Below are 23,352 nucleotides of genomic sequence, written 5' to 3'. Positions count from 1 at the left end.
AATGAACCCGGACACTATTTCACCACCTCTTGATAACTATTATTTATTTAAAAGCTGTACAGCAGGATCTGTATATCCTGGAATAGAGCTTTCAGTAAAATATATTCTCGATATTATTGAAGCTGATTATGCAGATGACCCACGCCAATCTTCATGTGCAGGATTAGGAGTTTATACGGGTACAGTTCCAATTGAAACAGCTATGGCTTTAAATGCCCGTAATTTTTCACTTGCAGCAGAAACTGAAAACCATAATATTACTTGCATCTGTCCAATGTCTTATAACAACTTAAAACACTGCCAGAAGTTGCTTTCCAAGGAAAAAAAGCTTGAAAAACAGTTTAAAGGCATGTTAAAAAATATGGGCAAAAAATATGATATCAATTCTGAAGTCAGCCATATTTCAGATGTATTTCTGGCACGAAGGAGCAAGATAGTCGAAAAAGCTGTTTATTCCCTTTCAGGAGTCAAAGCTGTTACTCACCATGGCTGTCATTATTCTAAATTCTTTTTTAAAGATGTTACATCTGGTAATTTCGAAAACCCAACTGTAATTGATACTATATTAAAAGAATTTAAATGTGAAGTTCTGGATTATTCTGAAAAGTTCCTATGCTGTGGAGGGGGATTGCACCGTTCGGTAATTGACCGTGAGTACCCCCGGGGAATTTTAAGGAGAAAAATTGCAAGCATTGCTGAGGCCATGCCAGATGTAATTGTTACCCAATGTCCTGGCTGTACATTCAACCTTGAATACTATCAGGAATCTTTGATAGAAGAATTAGGTATGTCCCTAAGAATACCAGTACTTTATATTTCAGAGCTACTTGCCCTGCTGCTTGGTGCAGAACCTGAAGATATAGGTATTGATATGCATGCAGTACCTGTGGAACCATTTCTTGAGAAATTTGGCATTGGAGATGGTAAAAAATGAGTGATGCTAAAATAGGTGTTTTCATCTGCCAGTGCGGGGGAAATATTTCCGGTGAAATTGATATTGGGCACCTGAAAAATGCCATCTCAGATGATGATGTAATTTTTATAGAGGAAAATCCTTATATTTGCTCAGTTGAAGGTCAAAATAAGATTAAAGAAAGTATTGAGTCGTCAAATGTTGATAGAATTGTTATTGCAGCATGTTCTCCAAATATGCATGAGAAAGAATTCCGCAGGTGTGCTGAAAGTGCGGGAATTAACCAGTACTTGCTGGAAGTGGCTAATATACGTGAGCAATGCGCATGGGTTGATAAAGACCTGGATCATACTGCTAGGGCTATTGATATAGTTAATTCTGTAATGCATGGTGTTAAACAGGCAGTTCCTCATGAAAAAACCAGTTTGTCAGTTGTAAAAAGTGCTCTGGTAATTGGGGGTGGAATTTCAGGGATCACAGCAGCTCTTTCACTTGCAAGGCAGAATATAAAAGTTTACCTTGTAGAAAAGACTCCTACCATCGGAGGCAACATGGTAAAGGTAGGGAAAGTATTTTCTGCAGATACCCTTAGTGAAGAATGTGCCATGTGTTCTCTTGGCCCTTTAATGGGTGAAGTAGCAGAAAATCAGAATATAAAAATTTTTTCACAGTCTCAGGTTACAGGCGTCGCTGGGCATGCTGGAAATTTCACGGTTGATATTTTAACAGGCCCTAAATTTGTGGATGAAGAAAAATGTAATGCATGCGGGAAATGTTCCCGTGCATGTAATGTCGTAACTGGTGATGATTGGAATGCAAGTTTATCAACTCGAAAAGCTGCATATAAACCATTTTCACAGGCGGTTCCATTATCTTATACAATAGATGGCGATGTATGTGTTAAATGCGGAACATGTGTAGATTCGTGCCCTGCTGGGGCAATTGATCTGGACCGTCAGGCAACTGAAACAACTTTAAATGTTGGTGCGGTCATAATCGCTACTGGACATCAAGAACTTAATCCTGAGGATAAAGAGGAATTTGGCTACAAAAAGTATCATGATGTAATCACCCAGATGGAACTTGCAAGGATACTTGCAGTAAACGGGCCCACATCTGGTAAACTCGTTGTTCCTTCCACAGGAAAAAAACCCCATAGAATTGTAATGATCCAGTGTGTGGGTTCAAGGGATAGGAAAGAAGGTTCAATACCCCACTGCTCCACAATATGCTGTATGGTGGCATTAAAACATGCTAATTATATTATAGACCATTACAAAGGCGTGGAAATTTATATATGTTATACTGACATGAGAACCCCGGGGACTTATGAAAATTACTACTTTGAAACCCAGAAAAAAGGTGAGAAAACAGTTAAGTTCATCAGGGGAAAGGTGGCCGAAGTTAAAAAAAATAAAGGCAAATTTGTAGCCCGAGTGGAAGACACTCTTGGTGGGGGCATTTTAGATATAGAAAATGACATGATGGTACTTTCATGCGCTCTTGAACCTCCAGAAGACATATTGAGGATAGAAAAAGCCCTTGGAGTGAGTTTAACGCATGAAATGTTTGTAAAGGAGAAAAATTCTAAAATGGAACCTACCCAGACAACCGTGCCGGGAATATTTGTCTGCGGCACTGCAAAAGAAGCTATGGACGTCACAGCATCTATAAATATGTCCCGTTCTGCAGCATCACAGGTTGCAGAATTAATTTCTCAGGGTAATATTGAAATAGAACCTGATTTTGCTGTCATTAATCAGGATAGATGTTTAATGTGCAAAGAATGTGTAAAATCATGTCATTCCGGCGCAGTATATCTCGGTGAAACTATTCAAGTTGATCCAGTTGCATGTTCTGGGTGTGGAGGGTGTATATCAAAATGTCAAAATAATGCAATCTCTTTACCTTTAAGCAGTGATGAAGATATTTTTGCAAGGATCGATGGATGTTTGAGTACTGGGACTCCTGCAGTTATTGCATTTCTTGATAAAGAAATTGCCTACACTGCGGCTGATAGTATGGGTAAAAACAGGTTAAACTACCCTTCAGAAGTTCGAATTATTAAAGTTCCTTCTATTTTAAGGTTAGAACCTAAACATATACTTCATGCATTTAAAATGGGTGCAGCAGGTATATTTTTGGGTGATGGGACTGGAAATGCTGCAGGAAGTCATGTAAGTGAGAAGTTAATGCTTAAAGTAGAAGAATTGAAGGATGAATTAGAAAAAGCAGGAATTGGTCCAGAAAGAATATATTTCTACGAGGCTTATTTGCCTCATTATAAAGGCCTCGCATCCAAACTTAAAGAATTTTCAAGCTTATTTAAAGATAAAATTTATAATAAAAATAAAAAACACAGTAAAAAAACAATTAAGGAGATTTAAAATGATTTATATATGCATGGACGATACAGACAACCTTGAATCTAGAGGAACTGGTAAATTATCGCGTACAATTGCTAAAAAGCTTTCAAAAGATTATCCAGTTTACGGTGTTACCCGCCACCAGTTATATAAACATCCTGATATCCCTTATACATCCCACAACACGTGTTCAGTGATCCATATTGAAAACAGGGAAATAGATGCTATTGATGGGTTGTTTGAAGTGGTAAAGGGTGAAATGATGGACGATTTTATAGAAGGAAGTGATCCAGGACTTGCAGTTGCCCATGAAAGTCAGATCACACCTGCACTCGCTGCTTTTGGAAACGACGCTAAATACGCCATATTGAATCAGGAAAAAGCAAGGAATTTAGCGCATAACCTTGGGATCCGACTTGAAGGTTTAGGCGGTACGGAAGATGGAGTTATTGGTGCTATGGCGGGTTTAGGCCTTGCATCAACTAAAAATGATGGGAGGTTTTTAGTGGTGGGACCCAAAAAGATCACCGGCCAGAAAACTGCTGAAGAGCTTCTGGATGGCGGTATTGATGGCATATACACCCTTGATGGGCAGTCAATTACAAGTGGTTTGATTTTCAACTCCAGTAAACTCATTAAACCATGTCCAGTGAACGGTAAGGTGATCCTTTTTGTTGAGAAAGACGGCAGTGTGCTGAAGGCTGTAAATCGTGGGTGAAAAAAATACGCATTTTAAACGAATTTAAAGACAATTAATGGGATAACATAGTTTAATATACAAAAATTCATTTTTTATATATTTTTATAATTAAATAATGCATATTAAAAACTTAATTACGGACTAATGTTATAATTTTTAGCATAGAATAATTAATTAAATTCCCTTAAATCATATAAAATCTCTTTTTTTAAAGTTTACATATTAAAAATGGGTCAATTTAGCTTCTTTTTTATTTATATTTGTAATTATTTGGAGTAAGTAATAAACCTCTATTAAGCTTTCTTACAAACGATATGTATATATACCTACGTCGTTTATTCGTATTTATGGATCTTTATTTTGATCCAATCATACGAATATGGAGGTTAAAATGCGAAAGAATATAATATTCATAGTAATTGTATTTTCTATGATATTAGCTTTATGTGGGAGTGCATCAGCCGCTGATGCGCCATCTGCTAATTTTACAGCTAATTTAACAAATGGCAGTGCTCCATTGAGTGTTCAATTCAATGATACTTCTAAAGGTAACCCAACCAGCTGGTACTGGGATTTTGGGGATGGAAAAAACTCAACTGAACAAAACCCTACTCATGTTTATACACATTTAGGTAACTTTACGGTTTCATTAAATGCTACAAACAGCGTAGGAACTAGTTCCGTTGTTAAGACGGTCTATGCAATGAATTCTACAACTTTTTCAAACTACTGCGACCTCAACATCTATGTGGCTAATGATGCTGGAGTTAAATACAACGTTGAAAATGGAAGAAGTCAGGTATATACATATTCATATGTTAATAACACTTATTTCTTCCTGCTGGAATCAAACGGTGGAGGTTTTAACCCTATACACATTTCAAACAACAATGCGAGTAATAACTTTGGACAAGTCACAACCACATCTAATCAGTCAGGTACCTTTTGGATTACTTTTACTGGTGGACAGGCAACTATGCATGAAGCTATTCTCATGCTTGCAGTGAATGGAACAATACCTGATGATTTCAGCGTTCACATAACATCCAGTGGTTACACTTGGGATATTCCAAGTGCAGGACTTGGTAATGTCAATGATCCTAAAACTAATCTCAATTATGTGACAGCTGCTGTGAATGAAACGTTCACTAAAAATGATTTTATATACGGGCCTCAGATATGGAGACCATCTACTCTCTCTAATTATCCTATTTACTATGGGCAGAACATGGATGATACAAACAATACGTTCCATATAATGTTCATAGATCTGTATGCTGGCTGCCTGCAGACTGGAATAGATAATGGAGCAATAAGAGTTGATTACAGTTTCAACGACTTGACCTCTTTTGCAGCGTTCAATGTATTTGGATGGTACTCAGCCAGTGCCCATGGTACAGGTGCTATAATGACCAATTGTTTAAATGCTTCAAAATCAAAAATAAGTGGATTTAACGTTATGGGAGTTCCATCAGCTAATTTCACAGCTAATGTAACCAATGGATCAGCACCTATGGATGTACAGTTCAATGATCAATCTACCAACAGCCCTACTTCATGGAGCTGGGACTTTGGTGACGGAACTACATCAACTGAACAGAACCCCGCTCATACTTACACTAAACCGGGGGTATACACTGTCAGTTTAACTGCTACAAACACAGGCGGTAGTAACACTGAAACTCAGATCATAACTGTTAATGATGTTACAGCACCAATAGTAAATAGCAGTCAGGTTGGAGGAGTTTTCAACACCACACAAACCGTGACATTGAACGCTACAGATGATAGTGACAGTGCAACAATTTATTACACCACAGATGGCACTGATCCAAAAACAAGCAGTACACGGAGCGTTTACACTGGTCCAATTGAGATAGATGGTACTACGACGCTTAAATATGCTGCAGTAGACGCTGCTGGTAATTGGAGCTCAGTTTACAGTGAAACATATACCATTAAGTCTGATGTGTATGTACAGGTTATTCCATCTAAAACTAATCCTCAAGTGGGGGATAAAGTAACTTATACCTTTAAGCTGTGTAATAATGGCCCAGGTATTGCTAACGATGTAGTTTTCACCTATGTGATTCCTGAAGGTCTGGAATATGACGGCGCAACTGTAGATCAGGGTACCATTTATTATGATGACGCTACCAGAACTTTAACCTGGAATTTAGGTAACGTAACGGTAGGTGACCCATATTTATGGCTTAATGTAACTGTTTTAAGTGCTGGAAGTTACAATTTACAGCCTGCAGTCACTACTGCAGGTTATGATCCTGAATTAAACAGTAGCATTGGTTCTTTACTTGTAAATGCTGTTTCAGCTACAGATAATGGTTCAGGCTCAGGATCTGGTTCAGGTTTTTCTACAGGTAATAATACCACTGTGCATGCAGTAACCACAACCACTACTAAAACAGTACCTATGCAGGACACTGGTTTACCGCTTGGTGGTTTAGTTTCAGCCCTGTTACTTGCAGGAAGTGGATTAGCTTTAAGCAGGAAAAAATAATTTATTTGTTTTTCTTTTTCTTTTTTTTTATTTTGATATTGATTACATTCATGTTTTAACGAAAATAGGGGAGGCGGACAAAAAATTGAAAAACTGGGGGAGATGTGTAATATTTATAGCACTGATATGTGCTTTAATGCTTATTTTTAGTGGAAGTGTGTCGGCAGATAATGTGAATTCTACAAATTCTACGACACCTATTTCTGATTATAATGATGTTTATATTAATACAACAGATAACACTTCCTATTACATGCAGGATTTAGGATCTGGTGGTGGGCTGAATGCAGTTCATGTATCTGCTAATTCTACATCTGGGGCTAATTATGGACAGTATACAATCACTTCAAACCAGTCGGGAGTATTTTATGTCACAGATACTGGTGGCAGGGGATATCAGGACGATGTCATTTTAATGATTGCTGTCAATGGGACAATACCTGATGACTTCGCAGTGCACATTAAGGCAAGTGGGTATACATGGACACCAACGGATGCCAGGGATACCGCACCCGATATCAGTTCTGTTACTTATCAAGCAGTGACTATTGATAAAACATTTTATAAGAGTGATTTCATTTACGGACCTCAAAACTGGAAGCTTGCAGGTGGAGATACAGCATATCCTATATTTTATGGGGAAGATATGAATGATTCATCTAATATGTTTTATATATTGTTTGTAGACCTACATGCGGGTCTCCTGGGGTCTAATTACCCTGGTGGAAATACTTTCATTAATTATGGAAATGTAAAGGTAAATTACAGCTTTGATAATCTTTACTCCCTCGCAGCTTTCAATGTTTACTCATGGAATGCAAATACCACTCATGGGCAGGGAATGGGATGGACAAACAGCATTTTGCCTGGACAGACAGGAGGTCCAAGCGGCTACGCTGTCATGGGTTCTCCAAAAGCAAATGCTGCATTTACTACAGACGTGTCCAGTGGATTAGTTCCACTGACAGTTCATTTTACCAGCAAGTCAACAGGAGTCAAACCATTAACATATGCTTGGGATTTTGATAATGACGGAGTGATTGACAGTACTGAACAGAACCCAACATATACATATAATGCAGCTGGTAATTACACAGTTAAATTAACAGTAACTAATGACCATGGTAACAGTGAAATAACTCAATACATCGTCGTTAAAATTATTGATGTCTCTTCTGACATTGCAAACGGTGCATATAACACTTTAAAAACTGTTACCTTAACTGCAGGTGACAATCTGTACCCTAACCCAAAAATATATTATACACTTAATGGTTCAGACCCAACTACAAGTAGTATACTTTATAAGGATCCAATAACATTCAGTGATGAAGGGACTATCACTTTAAAGTTCATAGCAGTTGATGATGCTGGAAATGTTTCAGACATAGTTACAAGAACTTACACAATAGATAAAACCAGTCCAACGGCTTCTGCTGACATTGCTGGAGGTACTTATAACACGAGGAAATCTGTAACTTTAACTGCAATTGATATTATTGATTCTAATCCAGTAATCTATTACACTACAGACGGTACTGATCCACGTACAAGCAGTACAAGAGTTCAGTATACCAGTTCCCTTTTAATTAACACTAATACAACTCTTAAATTCGCCACCGTGGATGATGCAGGTAACTGGAGCCCCGTTTACACTGAAACATATATTATGGCAGATATTACTGCACCAATAGCTTCAGCAAGTTTGCTGGGAGGGTTATATACTTCTGATCAGGATGTTGAATTGAGTGCAGTCGATGAAATGGACTTGAATCCTAAAATATATTATACTCGGGACAGTTCAAATCCTACAACAAACAGTACACTTTACACATGGCCTATAGACATTAACACCATAGGTACTACCGTTTTGAAATTCATTGCAGCTGACGCTGCAGGCCATATATCAAATGTAACTACTATAACATATACGCTTGATAAACCTGGTGCAGGGGGTACATGGAACAGTACAATTATAGACAGCAGTGGTGAATACAATTCTATTGCTGTAGATAAATCAGGAAACCCCCATATAGCATATTATCAGGTTGCACAATCAGATACAGACTACCCTGAACTTAAATATGCTTACAAGGATAGTAAAGGATGGCATATAGAAATTGTAGACTCAACCAAAGCGGGCGCGGGTTTTTATGTATCCCTTGTACTGGACTCCTCAGGCAACCCTCATATGGTTTATGGTGAGGTTTTTGGTCAGGATACTGTTGATAAATTGAAATATGCTTACAAAGATAGTACTGGATGGCATATAATCATTTTAGATCAAAACAGTTATATTTCATATATTAACCTGGTTTTGTATAACGATCAGCCGAGAATCAGCTATTACAATAATTCAGCTAATAACGGCGCTGGAGAACTCCAGTACATGTACAAAAACGGTACAAAGTGGGTTATAGAAAATGTAACTCCAAAATCATCTGGGGGCAGGTGGAATTCTCTTGCAGTAGATTCAAATGGGAACCCTAGAATCAGTTATTATGATATAGTCAGCGGTCCTGTACAGGGCAGTCTGAGATATGCTGAAAGGACATCAGATGGGGTATGGAAAACAACAATTGTTGATGGAAATATGTTAGACCTGTTAAATGTTGGAGCCTGGAATTCTCTTGCACTTGATTCTTCAGGTAATCCATGTATAAGTTATAATGTTAATAATGGGACTAATGGGAGCTTAAAATACGCATATTGGAACGGCACGAAGTGGATTACTGAAGTTGTCAGCAATTTAAAGTCATTATGCAGTAAACTGGTATTAACTCAATCAGATAGTCCATTAATAGTTTATCAGGATTCTACAACACAGAATTTAAAATATGCTTATAAAGAAGGTTCTGGATGGATAACTGATAACTATATCGACACTGTTGATGGTGTGGGGCAGTGGATATCCCTTACTTTGAGCCCATCAGGGATTCCAAATGTGAGTTATACAACTGCAAATTCCCGTTTAAAGTATGCATATCTCGTGCCATTTATCCTTCATGCCAGTATATGTGGGGGTAATTACAATACAACACAGATGGTGAACCTTACATCAACTGCAGGAACGACTATATATTACACTAAAGATGGTTCAGATCCACGAAAAAGCAGCACAAAAATCAAATATACATCTCCTGTTATGGTGAATAGTACAATGACTCTTAAATTCGCTGCAGTGGATTCTGCAACTAATTGGAGTTCAGTTTACATAGAAACATACACTATAACAGATAATATATCCCCTACTGTGGGTGCTAACGTCCCAAGCGGTTTATATAATACTGCCAAAAGTGTTAGTCTTTCAATGAGCGAAATTGGAACTATTTACTACACTACAAACGGCATTACTCCAACTAAGATCAGTATCAAATATACAGGTCCAATTTCAATAGGTTCTACCACTACTTTGAAGTTTTTAGCAGTGGACGGGGCGGGTAACCTGTCTCCAGTTTACACGGTTAATTACACCATTGATAAAACAGCACCTAAAGCTAGTGTTAGTGTCCCAAGCGGATATTATAATGCTAATAAGGCAGTTACTTTAAAAATGAGTGAATCTGGAACTATATATTACACTAAAAATGGATCTACACCGACTACATCAAGTACTAAATACACTGGCCAGATTAGCATTACCTCTTCAACTACTTTGAAGTTTTTAGCTGTGGACAAAGCGGGAAATAAATCCCCAGTTTACACTGTAAAATATGTCATAGACAAAACACGACCATACGTAAAATCAATGTACCCTAAAAAAAGCAGTACAGGCATTTCCAGGTCAAAAACACTCTACATTAAATTCAGCGAAAACATCAAAACCAGCATAAACTGGTCCAAAGTATACATCAAAAACCTGAAAACAGGCAAAAAAATAGCAGTAAGCAAACTGATCAAAAACAATATATTGTACCTTAAAACAGGTAAAAGGTCTGCTTACACATGGTACCAGATTTATATTCCCGCATCAGCCATAAAAGATGTGGCAGGAAATAATGGTATTGGTTACACATGGAAATTCAAAACAGGAAAATACTGACCTGTTTTTTTTATTTTTTTAGATCACCGTATTTTCTGATTTTTATTTAACAAGTGGATACGTTCGATACGTATATATGCACCTATAGCTGAATAAAAAATAGGTAAGAATTACGTATATTTGGATATAATACTCATAGGTCCAGCTTTATTAATATTTAATATATTAACATGATTTGATATGGATAAATACAGTAATTAAAGTTTTAAAATGGAAATAAAAGAATTTATACGTTATTATTTCAACAATAAATCAATAATTGCATAAATTAAAAAATAGTATTGAATCTGCATGGAGTGAAAATGAAACTTATAAAATCAGTTATTCCAATAATTCCAATAATAATGGCATTATTTTTCATATTTTCAACAATGGGGGCTATATCTGCAGATGGCGAGGGTAATGATACTCCCATTGTGCTGCCGATAGATCCAACTACTCTATTTAATGGATATTTAACTGTTTCAGTTAATCCGCAGGTAGCAAATGTGGGTGATACAGTTACCATAACTGTAACTGCAACTAACAATGGGTTGGTAGATTGGTGCCCTCTGAAGATATACATGCCTGTACCTGATGGACTGCAGTACATGTCTTTTGTTGTACCGGATAGAAATCTGCAGAATTATAATCCAAGCACGGGAATATGGGATGTATACAGGATGAGGTGTATTGAAAGGGGCCAGCAAAAAACTGCAATTTTAACAGCCAAAGTGCTTCCTGCAGCGGCAGGTAAAAATATAAAAGCCACGGCACGGTTTGACACACTTGTACTGGAGGGCTACGGTATCCATATGGAAAATAGAGTAGCTGCTGCAAGGGCTGATACTCTAACCATTCTCAGCAAGAATGATACTGATAATGGTAATGGAAACGGTAATGGAAACGGCAGGGGTAACGGTACAGGTAACGGAACCGGCAACGGCACGGGCAATGGAAATGGTAATGGAACAGGCAGTGGCACTGATCTTATCGATACTCTGGGCAACGCTGAACTTGCCAGTGCTATAGGTAATTTGACTTCATCAGAGAAAAATAATCTCCTGCAAAATCTACAGACTGGCGGCGGCGGGGGCAGTGGGAATAAAAAAGCAAATGAGGTTAATGTAACTACTCCTCAAGCTCAAGACAATACTCTGGCAATGTATATCCTGGCAGTACTGTTGATAATCGGCCTGCTGGCTGCAGGTTACTTCTATGGAATCAAGAGGGAAGAGTGACGTGGGTCCCATTTGGTTCATTTACATAATTCCGATAATTAAATCTCTTAAATAAAAAAAACAATCAATTTAAACAATACATTAAATGAAAAGGTGGTTAAATGGTAACAGCTTCCATCAACGATATGTTTGACAGCACAATGCATGCAGTTACCCAGTGTCTCCTGACACCGGTACTGATTGTACTCTCACTTTTCTTTATATATGCTCTGATTAACATGGGCATCCTGCTGGCGGAATATTACAAGCGGAGAAAACATGAATTTGACATTAAACAATTTATAAATCAGATTTTAGCTGTAAAGGGTAGAAATCATGATGAATTAATTAAAGTGATTGAAGAAGGTAAGATTCCAAAGAGGCATAAAGAAGTACTCAAAACTTTAGCAGGGAGTTCAAACGTGAGTAAGGACTTTAGGGAATCTCTGGCCATTAAAATGGTGGAGGATGAAGGTTTATGGGCATCTAAGAAACTGGAGAGGACGGATATAATCGCAAAGATTTCTCCAGCAATTGGTCTTATGGGGACTTTAATTCCATTAGGTCCAGGACTTACAGCTTTAGGTTCTGGGGACATTCAAAGTCTGGCACAGCACCTGTTAATTGCGTTTGATGCAGCAGTACTAGGTATGGCTGCTGCAGCGGTTGCGTTCATTACATCAAAAATAAGGCGCAGGTGGTATGAAGAAGATATTTCAAACCTTGAAACCCTGGTGGACACAATTCTGGAGATTTCCTGATGTTGAAAAAGAAGATGATGAAACGGCGGAAAAAAATACTCTCTTCAGATGAAGAGATAGACCCTATGATCTACGCTGTAAACATGATAGACTGTATGCTGGTACTAGCAGTTGGGTTCCTTATATTTACCATAATATTCATGAATTCATCACCGCAGGAAGTAAGTAAAACTGTTGACCTTAAATTGGGTAAAGAGGTGAATGTAACTTCTGAAAATTCATCTTCCAGCTCTTCAAATGGTTTAACTCAGTTAGGTACAGTTTATAAGGACCCTAAAACTGGAAAAACGATAATGATAAATAACACGTGATATGCTGGATGAGTTAAATGGTCTGTTAAAACAGGACACACTAATTTACTAAATCGATATCTGACATTTAAATGCTTTGAAAGTACTGTTAAACTGGGAATTCAGAAAGTACAGTAATTTGCGCTTATTAAAAGTGAACTTTAAAATAGTATCTGTTTATTAATGTTGATGAAGTTATGAAAATTACAGGTGATAATAATGAAACCCTTTTTATCAATAATTCTTGCATTAATAACTACAATTTTGCTTTTTATATGTGAAATAAGTTTAAGTGTAGCCTTAAATATTTATTTAGGTAGTTTAACAGTATTCCTTTTTATTTTAGGTGGGGGAATAGCTACATGGTTTGCAGCAGGTAAAAAAATTAGGTACAGTATATATTATGGTTTAATATTGGCAGTAATTACTTTAGTTTTGGGAGATTACCGTGTATTAATTTTCGCCCCTATTTTTGCAGGAATAGGTGGCTTTCTTGGGAAAATGGCAGATAAAGACAGCAGACAAACATTTAATGGATATCATCCAGTTATCGCGATTATAGTGGGAATTATTGTTATGTATATTTACAATGTTTTTTTGGGGTCAGTTACAGGGGCATATGATTTATCTTCTTCTGGATTAATTGGATTTGTAATTGGAGCAATTACCCTTGCAGTTGGAGGATTTACAACTACTTTCCTCTCTAAGGAGAAAAAGATACAGTATGGAATTTATGGGGGGCTAATCGTTGTAATAATTTCATTATTGGCCAAATTGTATGCAGAAATGACACGTACAGTAAACATGCCTGAGAATTACTTAATTTTAATTGGTACAATTGCAGGCTATCTTTTAGCTGCAGCTCTTGGGAGCTTCGCTGCTAAGAAAGTAGAGGAAATAGAAAATAAAAACCTGAAAATGATCCCCATAACAGGAGTAATCAGCATAGTTTTAGTAATGGCATTAATATATGGATTCACATCTACAGGGGGAGTTTCAGGATCTGGATCTTCGGAAGGTGTAGTTAGGGAGTCTGGTTCTGGTGAAGTTATGAGCGACTTTTCAACTGGAATAGAGCCAGATAATATGCCGGATATAATAGATTTAAGGAATGGGTCTTATGAAGTAAGCGGTTTATTAATTAACAATGCAAATAAAAGTTATAGCAATTTTAAGATTCTTGTGGTTGGATATGATATAAACGGGACTGAAATTGCTGAAAACAAAGGAGTAATTGCTGAAATCAAAGCTAATTCTAATTCCCGTTACGACATTATATTAACTCCTGTAAATGGTAAGGCCGTTGATTCGGCTTATGTTACTGTTTTTAATTCAACAGTCGCATGATATTTTTCAAAATAAATGAGTAATGATTTAAATGACAATTTATGTAGGCATCGACGACACCGGAAACTCTGAATCTGTGGGCACAGGCAAATTTGCACGTATAATTGCAGGCGAAATTTCAAAAAAATATCCTGTTTACGGCGTTACACGGCACCAGTTTTACGTGCATCCCGACATCAATTTTTCTTTGCATAACTTTGGTGCTGTTATTCATGTAGATACTGAAGAAGAGTATGTTGACAATATTTTTGAATCGGTTAAAGAAGTGATGCAGGATAATTTTAATAATGGCAGCAATCCGGGGCTTGCTGTAGCTCATGAAAGTTGTATCTCACCAGCGGTTGTTGCTTATGGTAAAGATGCTAAGGAAACAGTTATTATCTCCAAAAGGGCCTGGAATCTTGCATTAAATTCTAACATTCAACTGGAAAGCATTGGCGGAAATGGAAGTGGTGTAATTGGAGCTGTGGCAGGACTAGGGCTAGCATATGCTGGAAATGATGGTAGGTTTTTACAAATAGGAAGAATTAGGAAACTTAAGGGACCGCAGCCAGTTGAAAAGCTTATTGGGGCAGGTATTGATGGAATATTTACTCCAGATGGTCGCCCTATTACAAAGGGAATAATATTTAATGAAGGGGATAAGCCGGTAAAACCATGTCCTGTAAATGGTGAAGTCATATTATTTGTCTATGAAGAAAATGGGATTTTTAAAGCTGTAACAAGGGATTAATCATTATAATTTAACATGTTTTTTTTACAGGGCTTTAAATAAAGGGTTAGTGTGTGTTTAAGCATTTGAAAGTTCAATAAATTAAAAATTAGAAGTATAACTAACGATTAATTTCAGTTTTTAAAAAGAACCCTGCAGAAATTTTTATAAAAATTTCTGCGGTCTTCGAAAACCATAGGTTTTCGGGGTGTCGAATTTAAAAATTCCTCGGCATTAAATACTATCAAAAATCTACGATTTTTGAGGTTGAGAAAACATGTAATTAATATTATTCTTTTCCGATCATGACTTCGGTGGATTTAACGATAACTACTACTTTATCGCCTGCTTTGATATCTAGATCTTTAATGGATTCTTTGGTTATTATGGAGGTTATTGTGTCGGGGGCATCAATTTTTATTTTAACGCTGGCCATAATTGCGCCTTCGTCAACTTTTTCTACAGTTCCTTTAATATGGTTCCTTGCACTTAATTTCATTATATCTTCCTCCTATTATTATTATATTATATGTTGGGTTTTATATATTAAATACTTTTTCCATGCTTTTATGGAGGATATAAGTTAAATAATGACGTTGATATGTATTATAAAATAATTCGAGTTTTTAAATTTATCTAAAAGCATTTTAGGTACTTTTTATCTTAAAAAATTAGATTAAATAATTTTTATGTAAGAAATTTACATAATTAGATATTAAAAATATATTAAAATAAAAATAAGAAGATAATTTAATCTATGAATCTGTCATCAGACTTTTTATGATTTGCATTTTCATGTTTGTCTTCAAACCATCCGATCCGCAGTTCTTCACCTTTACATTTATCAAAATTAGGTATATATGGTTTAATATCTAAAAGGGGAGTACCATCAACAACATCCACGTTGGATATGTATACAGTGGATCCTTCTATTTTGTCAAGGCACACTACTGACATTCCTATTGCATTTGGACGTTTTGGGGCCCTGGTTGCAAATATTCCTCTTTTTACAGTATCTAAGAATGGTTTTACCTGTAGTGAATATCCTTTTGAAAGGTGGAGGTGGTAGATTAAAATTATGTGTGAGAATCCTTCAAGATCCTTAAGTCCTTCTTCATATTTTTCGTCTAGCTGTATCTCTCCTTCAACGCCTCTTGCACCTATTGGTTGTATAGGCATACCTTCTAGATTTTTGAATGGGGAGTGTATAGTTCCGATTGGTTTGTATATGATTTCATCGATAAGCATTTGATTACACCTTATATAAGAATCAGCAGTAAAATAAATAAAGCTTTTGGAAGATCTAAAACTCTTCCATATCAGATAGGTTCATCATGGTTTCCACAGCTTTTACATTAACCGGTATATCCTCTTCGTTTAATGCTGCAATTGGATTCAGGCCACCTGGAGCTGCTATACCCACGTGATATCTTTCTACCTTGGCGTTATAAAGAAGTTCACTTGGGTTTCCTATTTTAAGGATTGAAAATCCGGTTTCCTGTACCTTATCTAAAATATCTATTGCACTGGACCTTGCCATGTATGGGATTTCCCTTAAACTTGCAAGTATCCTTCCAGTTCCTTCTAATGAATCTAAAACTGATGTCATTCCCTTTGAAATATAAACTTCATGGGGATCAAGGGATGATCCACTGTATGATGTAAGTTCTGTAAACCTCGGACCTTTTTCTTCTATCTCAAGAATTCCGCTGTATTTTGGAGTTACAAGTATATCGTTTTTAACCAGTATGCCGTCAATGGTAAAGCTGCATACTGTGGCAATTCCAGTTCTGTCGCCGTCTGCATGGGGAATTATTTTATAAAATTTACTTGTACAGTACTCCGGCTTAGTCTGGAATACACGGTTTATTATTTCAAGTGCATCATCAAGGTCATCGTTAGTTACATAGGATACATTTACAATTACGTCGCCTTTTTGTGTTTCGATGTCAAAGTCCACGTTGTATATGAGGTTCCATGCCTTTGAAAGTAAAAATTTAACTTTTTCTCCAGTTTCAGAGTTGCTGGTTTTTAATGCAGGTTTTGAAGGAACTAACTTTTCCATATCTCCAAATTCCATTATGTTTTCGGCTAATTTGATGTTAACAGAACAGCCTGCTTCTTTTGCAGCACAAAGTGGAGCTATTCCTCCAGTTATTGCAATACCAACCATATCATCTTCTACGGGAACTCCGAGAACAGGTTCTCCGTTTTTACCTATTTTTAAAAGTCCAGATATTCCTATTTTCTGGAATTGTTTAAAAAGGTTAACGGCATTATCTCTTGCAACTGCAGGGATTATCCTGAAATTTGCAGGAAGTAATCCAGTTCCTTCTCTGGCTATATCTAATACTGATGTTATTTCTTTTGCAGTAAATGCTTCAATAGGAGTCATGGATGTTTCTTTATAAGATATCAATTCGGTAAAACGTTTAGGAACATAATTTTCTACTTTTACAAGGCCTCCATATTGCGGGATTACGGGAATTCCTGCATTTAGGAGCATTCCATCTATGGTGGTACCACAAATGGTATTTAACATAATTTCGTTATTATCCGAAGTTTTTTCTTCACTGGATCTGTTATCGTTAAATTTAACATAGGGGCTTACTGCAATTCCCTTACTGAATACTTCTTTAATTATGTCGACAACTTTCTGGTCGTATATAAAACTGGATGTATTTACAATTACTGACCCTTTACCTTCTTGTGGGTCTAAAGAAGTTTTGTATATCATTCCTTCAAATTTAGAAAAAGCAAAATCTACTTGATCATAAATAAGACCTTTTTCAAGTTCTTTTAATCCTTTTTCAGTTATTTCTCTACCGGCATATCCTATACGTTCTGTAAAACCTTTTTCATCTAAAATACGCATATGATATCGTACCGCTCGCTCTCCCAGGTTATAACCTTTCCGTTTCAGTTCTTCTGCAATTGTTTTTGCACCAAGAACTTTATTTTGATCTGCAAGGATCCTCAGGATTTCTATCATTTTACGATCAGTTTCATCAGGCATTTCTTCACCAAATTTGAGTTATATAAAATTGTAATTGTAAAATTAAACCTAAACGCTTTTTATTTAGGTGCTGAAATTCTATTGATTTTTGACTAATTTAAACTTTTCAAAAAAATTAAAAATGAGAAAGGGGGAATTAGATAGTTAAATACTTGTCTAATTCGTAATTGAATACTTGTATTCTGTAATCGTCCCATTCTGCCTTTTTAATATCTCTAAATTGAGTGTATATGTGGTCGCCTAATGTGGATCTCACAACATCGTCTTTTTCAAGTGCATGGTATGCTTCCCATAGGCTGGAAGGTAAAACATCTATTCCGAGAGTTTTGAGTTCTTCTATGCTTTTTCCGAATACATCAATTTCAGTTGGTTCTCCAGGGTCGACTTTGTTTTTCATACCGTCTAAACCTGCTTCTAACATTGCAGCAAATGCAAGGTATGGGTTACAGGATGGGTCAGGCATTCTCAGTTCAACACGGGTACCTTTTCCACGGGATGCAGGAATTCTTACCAGTGTAGACCTGTTTTTGAGACCGTAAGCTACGTATACAGGAGCTTCGTATCCTGGTACTAAACGTTTGTAAGAGTTTATGGTAGGAGCACAAATTGCTGTTAAAGCTGGGGAGTGCTGTAATAAACCTCCCATGAAGTACATTGCTTCCTGTGATAACTGGGTTTCAGTATCTGGGTCGTAGAAAACGTTTTCACCGCCTTTGAATAATGACTGGTGGCAGTGCATTCCACTTCCGTTTTCTCCAAAGAATGGTTTTGGCATGAATGTTACCATGTAGCCCATTGTGTCTACAATAGCTTTTATAGCCTGTTTGAATGTGATTACTGCATCAGCAGTTTTTAATGCGTTATCAAACTTGAAATCTATTTCGTGCTGACCTGGGGCCACTTCGTGGTGGCTTACTTCTACATCAAAGTTTAAAGCTTCCAGATCCATGACTAGCTGTCTTCTGATGTCAGTTCCCTGGTCTACAGGTTCTACATCGAAGTATGCACCGTTATCGTTAGGGATCAGGTTTCCTTCTTCGTCCTGGTCTAATATAAAGAATTCTGGTTCTGGACCAACGTTATATTCATATCCTGCTTTTTCAGCTTTTTCTAAAGCCCTTTTAAGTATGTATCTTGGGTCTCCTTCGAAAGGTTTTCCTTCTGGCCAGTAGACGTCACAGATAAATCTACAAACACCTTTTTCTTCTGGTCTCCATGGGAGAGTTGAAAAAGTATCAGGGTCTGGTTTAAGAATTAAATCACTTTCATTAATATCTACAAATCCTTCAACAGAGGAACCATCGAATAAAAGACCGTCTTTTAATATATCTTCCATTTGATCTGGCTTAACCAGTGGAATTGCCATGTTTTTGGGGGTTCCATGTATATCTACAAACTGCAGCCTTACGAATTTTGTGCCGCATTTTTCAATATTTTCAATAACTTGTCCTATTTTGTCTGACATTGTTTACCTCCATGATAATTAGAGTAATTATACACCGGAAGAAGATTTCCTTTTACTGGTATATAAATGTTTTGAAAAAAATATTTCAATTATTAAACCATTAAATAACAACATATTTAATTTTATTGGAGTATAACTACTATTAGATTGTTCTTTTGTCAAGATAGAATATTTCTAATGAATATTTTCGTATTCAAAGGTTTTTCAATTGTTTAATAAAATGCAAAATATTTGGATTTATGTGGGAGGATCATATATCCGGCTTTTTATACCTTTAAAAGGGGGTAAAAAATTTGAAAGAAAATATACCAGAAAAAGGAGCTTCTGTTCAAAAAGATATGGAAACATATGCTATTATTCCTTATATTTCGGGAGGCATAGTTGATTCTGCAATGTTAAGGAAAATAGCAGATGCAGCGGATAAGTATAATATTAAAATAATGAAATTGACCTCTGAAGGCAGGATATCTCTTCATGGAATTAGGGAAGAAGATTTAGACAGGGTATGGGAAGATTTGAGAATGAAACCTGGGGGACACCTTGGTAAATGTGTAAGACCTGCTAAATCTTGTATAGGTGATATCTGCTGTAAAAAAGGATATCAAAACAGTGTAGGGATGAGTCAGAAGATCAATGAATTTTATTGTGGGGTTCCAACTCCACGTAAACTTAAAATAGCTGTTTCGGGATGTCCAAATTCATGCGGTGAATCTGCTGTCCGTGATATTGGCTTAATTGGAACTGGTAAAGGTTGGAAACTGCTGGTTGGGGGAAATTGTGGAATTAAACCTCGAATTGGCAAGCTGCTGGCTAAAAACCTCTCGGATGATGAAGTAATTGAGTTAATAGGTAGAATAATAGATTATTACAGCGAACAGGGTGTTGAAAAGAGAGTAGGTGCAGTTATAGAAAAAATTGGATTTAAAAAATTCTCCCAAGATGTTTTGGGTTAAAGTTTCCACTTTTAGAATTTAATCACTGAAAATGGCTCTTTATTAAGTAAATCGAACATTAAAACATCGGGTGCCATGATTGGTTCTCCTTCTAATGTAATAAGTTTAAAAGCTTCAAAAGCCTGTAAGCATCCAACTATGTTTGGAACAGGACCAATAACAGGTGGAACTTCTGCACCGATATCTTTTATTTTTTTAACTACTTCATCAGTTAATTCTTTACCGCATGAAGGCAGCTTAAACATTTCTTCATAGGTAGGAGTGTCCTTTGTGAAAACAGTAACCTGTCCCATTGTTCCATGAATTGCGCCGTGAATAAATGGAATATCTAAATCACGAACATGTCTGCTGACTGTAATTCTTGTAACTAAATTATCAAGAGCGTCTATGACAATATCGCTGTCTTTAACAATTCTTTCCACATTATCCTCATTTACTTCTTCTTCAATGGCTTCGATATTTGTAAATGGATTTATTGACTTTAAAGTCTCGTAAGTTGTCCCTACTTTAGATTTTCCCACACTGTAGAAACTGCTCATAAGCTGGCGGTTAATATTTGAAACGTCGAAAGCGTCTTTATCGATTATCCTGAGATTTCCAATTCCCATCCTTACAAGCATCTCTGTTGCGGCACCTCCGATCCCACCGCAGCCTATAACTGTAATTTTAGCGCCTTTAAATCTTTCCTGTTCTGATTTAGTTACAACTCCCATTTGTCTACTTACAATTTCCCAGTAAGCCATCCCTTCATATCTTTTTGGCATATTAAATCTCCGTGATACTTATTTATATATAAAATTTAACTTATTTGCTCTTTTTTAGTTTTAAACTAACTGTTAAACTTTTATAACGCATGTTATTTTTTAATTATCTCATCATGGTAATATAATTTTTCACTGTGTTATCTGGGCATTGATTTACAAAGTTCTGATAGAATATTGGGCGTTATAAAATGAGTATTAGTGTTCAATGCTGGAAAATAAAACCGCTGATTTTTATATCTGAAGTCTGGTTTCCAACATAGGAACAATAAAGTTTCATGCCATTTGGGAGATTAATTCTGCTTACTCCAAAGTTATCTTTTACTTCCTGATAAAATGTGGTTTCATTGCTCATTACCCAGATGATCTTGGTAGTAGATGAGTTTAATTTTATATCTTCGACACTAGATTTGGAGATATTGTAGCTGTGATCTTTACCATGCCATACAGAAACATTACCATCGATTCCCGAGTTTTCATGGTCAAATAGATAATAAACTTCGTAGCCTGGAAGATAATACATTGCTTTTCTCCAGTTGAAACCTTCGTCTTCCCTGGTGATATCTCTAATAACAATTACAGTGCTCTCTGGATCTGAATTTGAGATGTTCAATATATTTTCAATGTGTAACTGGGTGTTTTCATCGTTTGCATTAATTTTAGCGTTGTTATAAATTAAACCTATGTCTATACCAAACCAGATTTCCTGATTTGTTTCCATTTTATCGGTAGGTGTTTCCCAGATTTGGTCATTGTGAAGATTATATGGATATACAAAGTAGATGGTATTTGATATAACATAAATTAGTAATATAAAACCTAAAGCATGCTTTTTGGATATTTTGGGGAAATTAAAGTGTATATCTGATGAAATACGAATAATGATGTAGCTTAATAGGATCATGACTGCAGGCAGGACTGTCAGTAAGTATCCGGGTTTTACTATGTAGATAAATAAGTAAAATAGGAAAGACGGAATGATCCATAGTAGAAAGAAGGTATTTAAAGGCTTTTTAAGATAATAAATGACTTTAGATTTTAAATTTCCTCTGTGATAAATTAAAAAGAGTGCGCTAATTAAAATTCCTATGAGTGTAAGTCCAACTAATGACCATATGATGCAGACTCCTGTATTTAGGATTTGCTGGCTGATACTGGCACCGAATATTAGAGAAGTATAGCTTGCAGCTTCAGAAGTGTATCTTAAAATATGGATATAACTTTCCAGGCCTCCAGTTAAAATAACTGAGGGTAATAGCCATAATAATAGAGCAATAACAAATATCAGCAGACCTTTAACAATTTTGGTATAATAAATTCTGGCACTCCATATGCAGAATATCCATAAAGGAAGCATAAATTCAAGTATGTCTGTTCTAAAACCTCCAGATAAGCCGAGTACAAATGCAGAAATGTATATAAATTTTTCATTACCTTTAAAAAGCTTATATGATGAATAAGCTATTAAAATACTGAAAAATGCCTCGAAAATGTATATACTTGCAATTTCTCCGTAAAACCATATAAATGGATTGAATATTAGTAATAATGAGCTTATGATGCCTGCTTTTCTGGAAAATATATCTTTAGCCATAAAATAGACTAAGATAACACTTAAAATACTGAAAAGTATTGATAAAAATATCATACTAATATTTGGATCATTGAATAGGTAGTTAACAGCTTTTCCTAGAGCTACATACAGCAAGTAACCTGGTGGATGCGGCTGCTGCTGCAGAATGTTGTAGTTTTCAAATGCCAGGGAGTAATTAACTGAATCCCATTCATAGAGAAATTTGCTTGTAAATGGGAGTCTGGTAATGATTACTAAAAGACCTAGAATCAACGGGATTAAAAAATCTAATCTGAATTTTTGCGCACGTGTAAATAAATTTGGCATTTAAAAACTCCTAAATTATTTCCTGCTGCAAGTATCCAGATAAAACAAATTTAAATGGCTAAAGAAAGTGAACAAACAAGTTACAAGAACTTGTTTAAACGCAGTCATTGTTAATTCCATTTAAAGACAGTATATGTTATTTTTGAGATTTGTAATAAGTATTTTCCCAAATTGTTACCAATTTTTACCTTATTTTAACCATATTTCATTAAAAGAGCCTTTTTGTAGTTTTTAGTAGAGATTCAAATTTTTTTAACATAAAAGGACAAGTAATGATTAAATAAATGAAAACTGAATTTTTAAAATGATTTTATTTATGTTAAATGGGAAAACGAATAAATGCTACAATATAATATTAAACTTATTAAAAATAGTCTTTTGGCATAATAATAATGTAATATAATTGAAT

17 protein-coding genes are annotated in these 23,352 nt (G+C 35.9%); 11 read left to right on the top strand and 6 right to left on the bottom strand.

All coding sequences use genetic code 11. The features are described 5' to 3' along the window. The first annotated feature begins 1 nt into the window (after window position 1). The 10 genes from ASJ80_RS14535 (at window position 2) to ASJ80_RS14490 (ending at window position 14,869) form a co-directional block, all read left to right on the top strand. Window positions 2-934 (top strand): CoB--CoM heterodisulfide reductase iron-sulfur subunit B family protein, encoded by a 933-nt coding sequence (locus ASJ80_RS14535; RefSeq protein ID WP_069585811.1) that lies wholly within the window; start codon window positions 2-4, stop codon window positions 932-934. After that, window positions 931-3,300: a hydrogenase iron-sulfur subunit gene (locus tag ASJ80_RS14530; RefSeq protein ID WP_069585809.1), complete on the top strand. Its 2,370-nt coding sequence runs from the start codon at window positions 931-933 to the stop codon at window positions 3,298-3,300. Before ASJ80_RS14535 ends, ASJ80_RS14530 begins: the two co-directional genes overlap by 4 nt. Before the next feature lies 1 nt (window position 3,301). Next, window positions 3,302-3,997 carry an ABC transporter substrate-binding protein gene (locus ASJ80_RS14525; protein ID WP_069585805.1) on the top strand — a complete coding sequence of 232 codons (696 nt, stop codon included), beginning with the start codon at window positions 3,302-3,304 and terminating at the stop codon, window positions 3,995-3,997. A gap of 373 nt (window positions 3,998-4,370) precedes the next feature. Next, complete coding sequence (locus ASJ80_RS17740) at window positions 4,371-6,497, top strand: PKD domain-containing protein (protein WP_069585804.1); 2,127 nt, start codon at window positions 4,371-4,373, stop codon at window positions 6,495-6,497. A gap of 85 nt (window positions 6,498-6,582) precedes the next feature. Then, entirely contained in the window at window positions 6,583-10,539 is a 3,957-nt protein-coding gene (locus tag ASJ80_RS14515; RefSeq protein WP_069585803.1) for a chitobiase/beta-hexosaminidase C-terminal domain-containing protein, read from the top strand. Window positions 10,540-10,841: 302 nt separating this feature from the next. Then, window positions 10,842-11,759, top strand: a complete 918-nt coding sequence (locus ASJ80_RS14510) for a DUF11 domain-containing protein (protein WP_069585802.1) — start codon at window positions 10,842-10,844, stop codon at window positions 11,757-11,759. Window positions 11,760-11,860: 101 nt separating this feature from the next. Next, on the top strand, window positions 11,861-12,499 hold the full coding sequence (locus ASJ80_RS14505; protein WP_069585801.1) for a MotA/TolQ/ExbB proton channel family protein: 639 nt from the start codon (window positions 11,861-11,863) through the stop codon (window positions 12,497-12,499). Further along, window positions 12,499-12,810, top strand: a complete 312-nt coding sequence (locus ASJ80_RS14500; RefSeq protein ID WP_069585800.1) for a DUF2149 domain-containing protein — start codon at window positions 12,499-12,501, stop codon at window positions 12,808-12,810. Before ASJ80_RS14505 ends, ASJ80_RS14500 begins: the two co-directional genes overlap by 1 nt. Before the next feature lie 198 nt (window positions 12,811-13,008). Continuing rightward, window positions 13,009-14,136, top strand: a complete 1,128-nt coding sequence (locus tag ASJ80_RS14495) for a hypothetical protein (protein WP_069585799.1) — start codon at window positions 13,009-13,011, stop codon at window positions 14,134-14,136. 31 nt (window positions 14,137-14,167) lie between these two features. Then, a complete protein-coding gene (locus tag ASJ80_RS14490) occupies window positions 14,168-14,869 on the top strand; it encodes an ABC transporter substrate-binding protein (RefSeq protein WP_069585798.1) in 702 nt (233 codons plus the stop codon). Between the two features lie 268 nt (window positions 14,870-15,137). Here the strand turns inward: ASJ80_RS14490 and ASJ80_RS14485 are convergent, their stop codons facing one another. From ASJ80_RS14485 to glnA, 4 genes are all read right to left on the bottom strand, one after another. After that, complete coding sequence (locus ASJ80_RS14485) at window positions 15,138-15,347, bottom strand: TOBE domain-containing protein (RefSeq protein ID WP_069585797.1); 210 nt, start codon at window positions 15,345-15,347, stop codon at window positions 15,138-15,140. Window positions 15,348-15,598: 251 nt separating this feature from the next. Next, the gene (tsaA, locus tag ASJ80_RS14480; protein WP_069585796.1) at window positions 15,599-16,096 is read right to left on the bottom strand and encodes a tRNA (N6-threonylcarbamoyladenosine(37)-N6)-methyltransferase TrmO; all 498 of its coding nucleotides are present in this window, start codon (window positions 16,094-16,096) and stop codon (window positions 15,599-15,601) included. A gap of 55 nt (window positions 16,097-16,151) precedes the next feature. Beyond that, entirely contained in the window at window positions 16,152-17,864 is a 1,713-nt protein-coding gene (locus ASJ80_RS14475) for a DUF128 domain-containing protein (RefSeq protein ID WP_069585795.1), read from the bottom strand. Between the two features lie 136 nt (window positions 17,865-18,000). Next, window positions 18,001-19,329, bottom strand: a complete 1,329-nt coding sequence (gene glnA, locus ASJ80_RS14470) for a type I glutamate--ammonia ligase (RefSeq protein WP_069585794.1) — start codon at window positions 19,327-19,329, stop codon at window positions 18,001-18,003. Between the two features lie 293 nt (window positions 19,330-19,622). Here glnA and ASJ80_RS14465 point away from each other — a divergent pair, with 293 nt between their 5' ends. Beyond that, window positions 19,623-20,282, top strand: coding sequence for a nitrite/sulfite reductase domain-containing protein (locus ASJ80_RS14465; RefSeq protein WP_069585793.1), 660 nt, complete (start codon window positions 19,623-19,625; stop codon window positions 20,280-20,282). A gap of 11 nt (window positions 20,283-20,293) precedes the next feature. Here ASJ80_RS14465 and ASJ80_RS14460 read toward each other — a convergent pair whose 3' ends face one another. Continuing rightward, window positions 20,294-21,046 carry a HesA/MoeB/ThiF family protein gene (locus tag ASJ80_RS14460; RefSeq protein WP_069585792.1) on the bottom strand — a complete coding sequence of 251 codons (753 nt, stop codon included), beginning with the start codon at window positions 21,044-21,046 and terminating at the stop codon, window positions 20,294-20,296. A gap of 202 nt (window positions 21,047-21,248) precedes the next feature. Continuing rightward, window positions 21,249-22,943, bottom strand: coding sequence for an ArnT family glycosyltransferase (locus tag ASJ80_RS14455; protein ID WP_069585791.1), 1,695 nt, complete (start codon window positions 22,941-22,943; stop codon window positions 21,249-21,251). Window positions 22,944-23,352: the final 409 nt, after the last annotated feature.

Source organism: Methanobacterium bryantii, assembly GCF_002287175.1.
Lineage (GTDB): Archaea > Methanobacteriota > Methanobacteria > Methanobacteriales > Methanobacteriaceae > Methanobacterium_D > Methanobacterium_D bryantii.
Note: the sequence above shows the minus strand (reverse complement) of the source record. Positions and strands in the feature narration are given on the sequence as shown.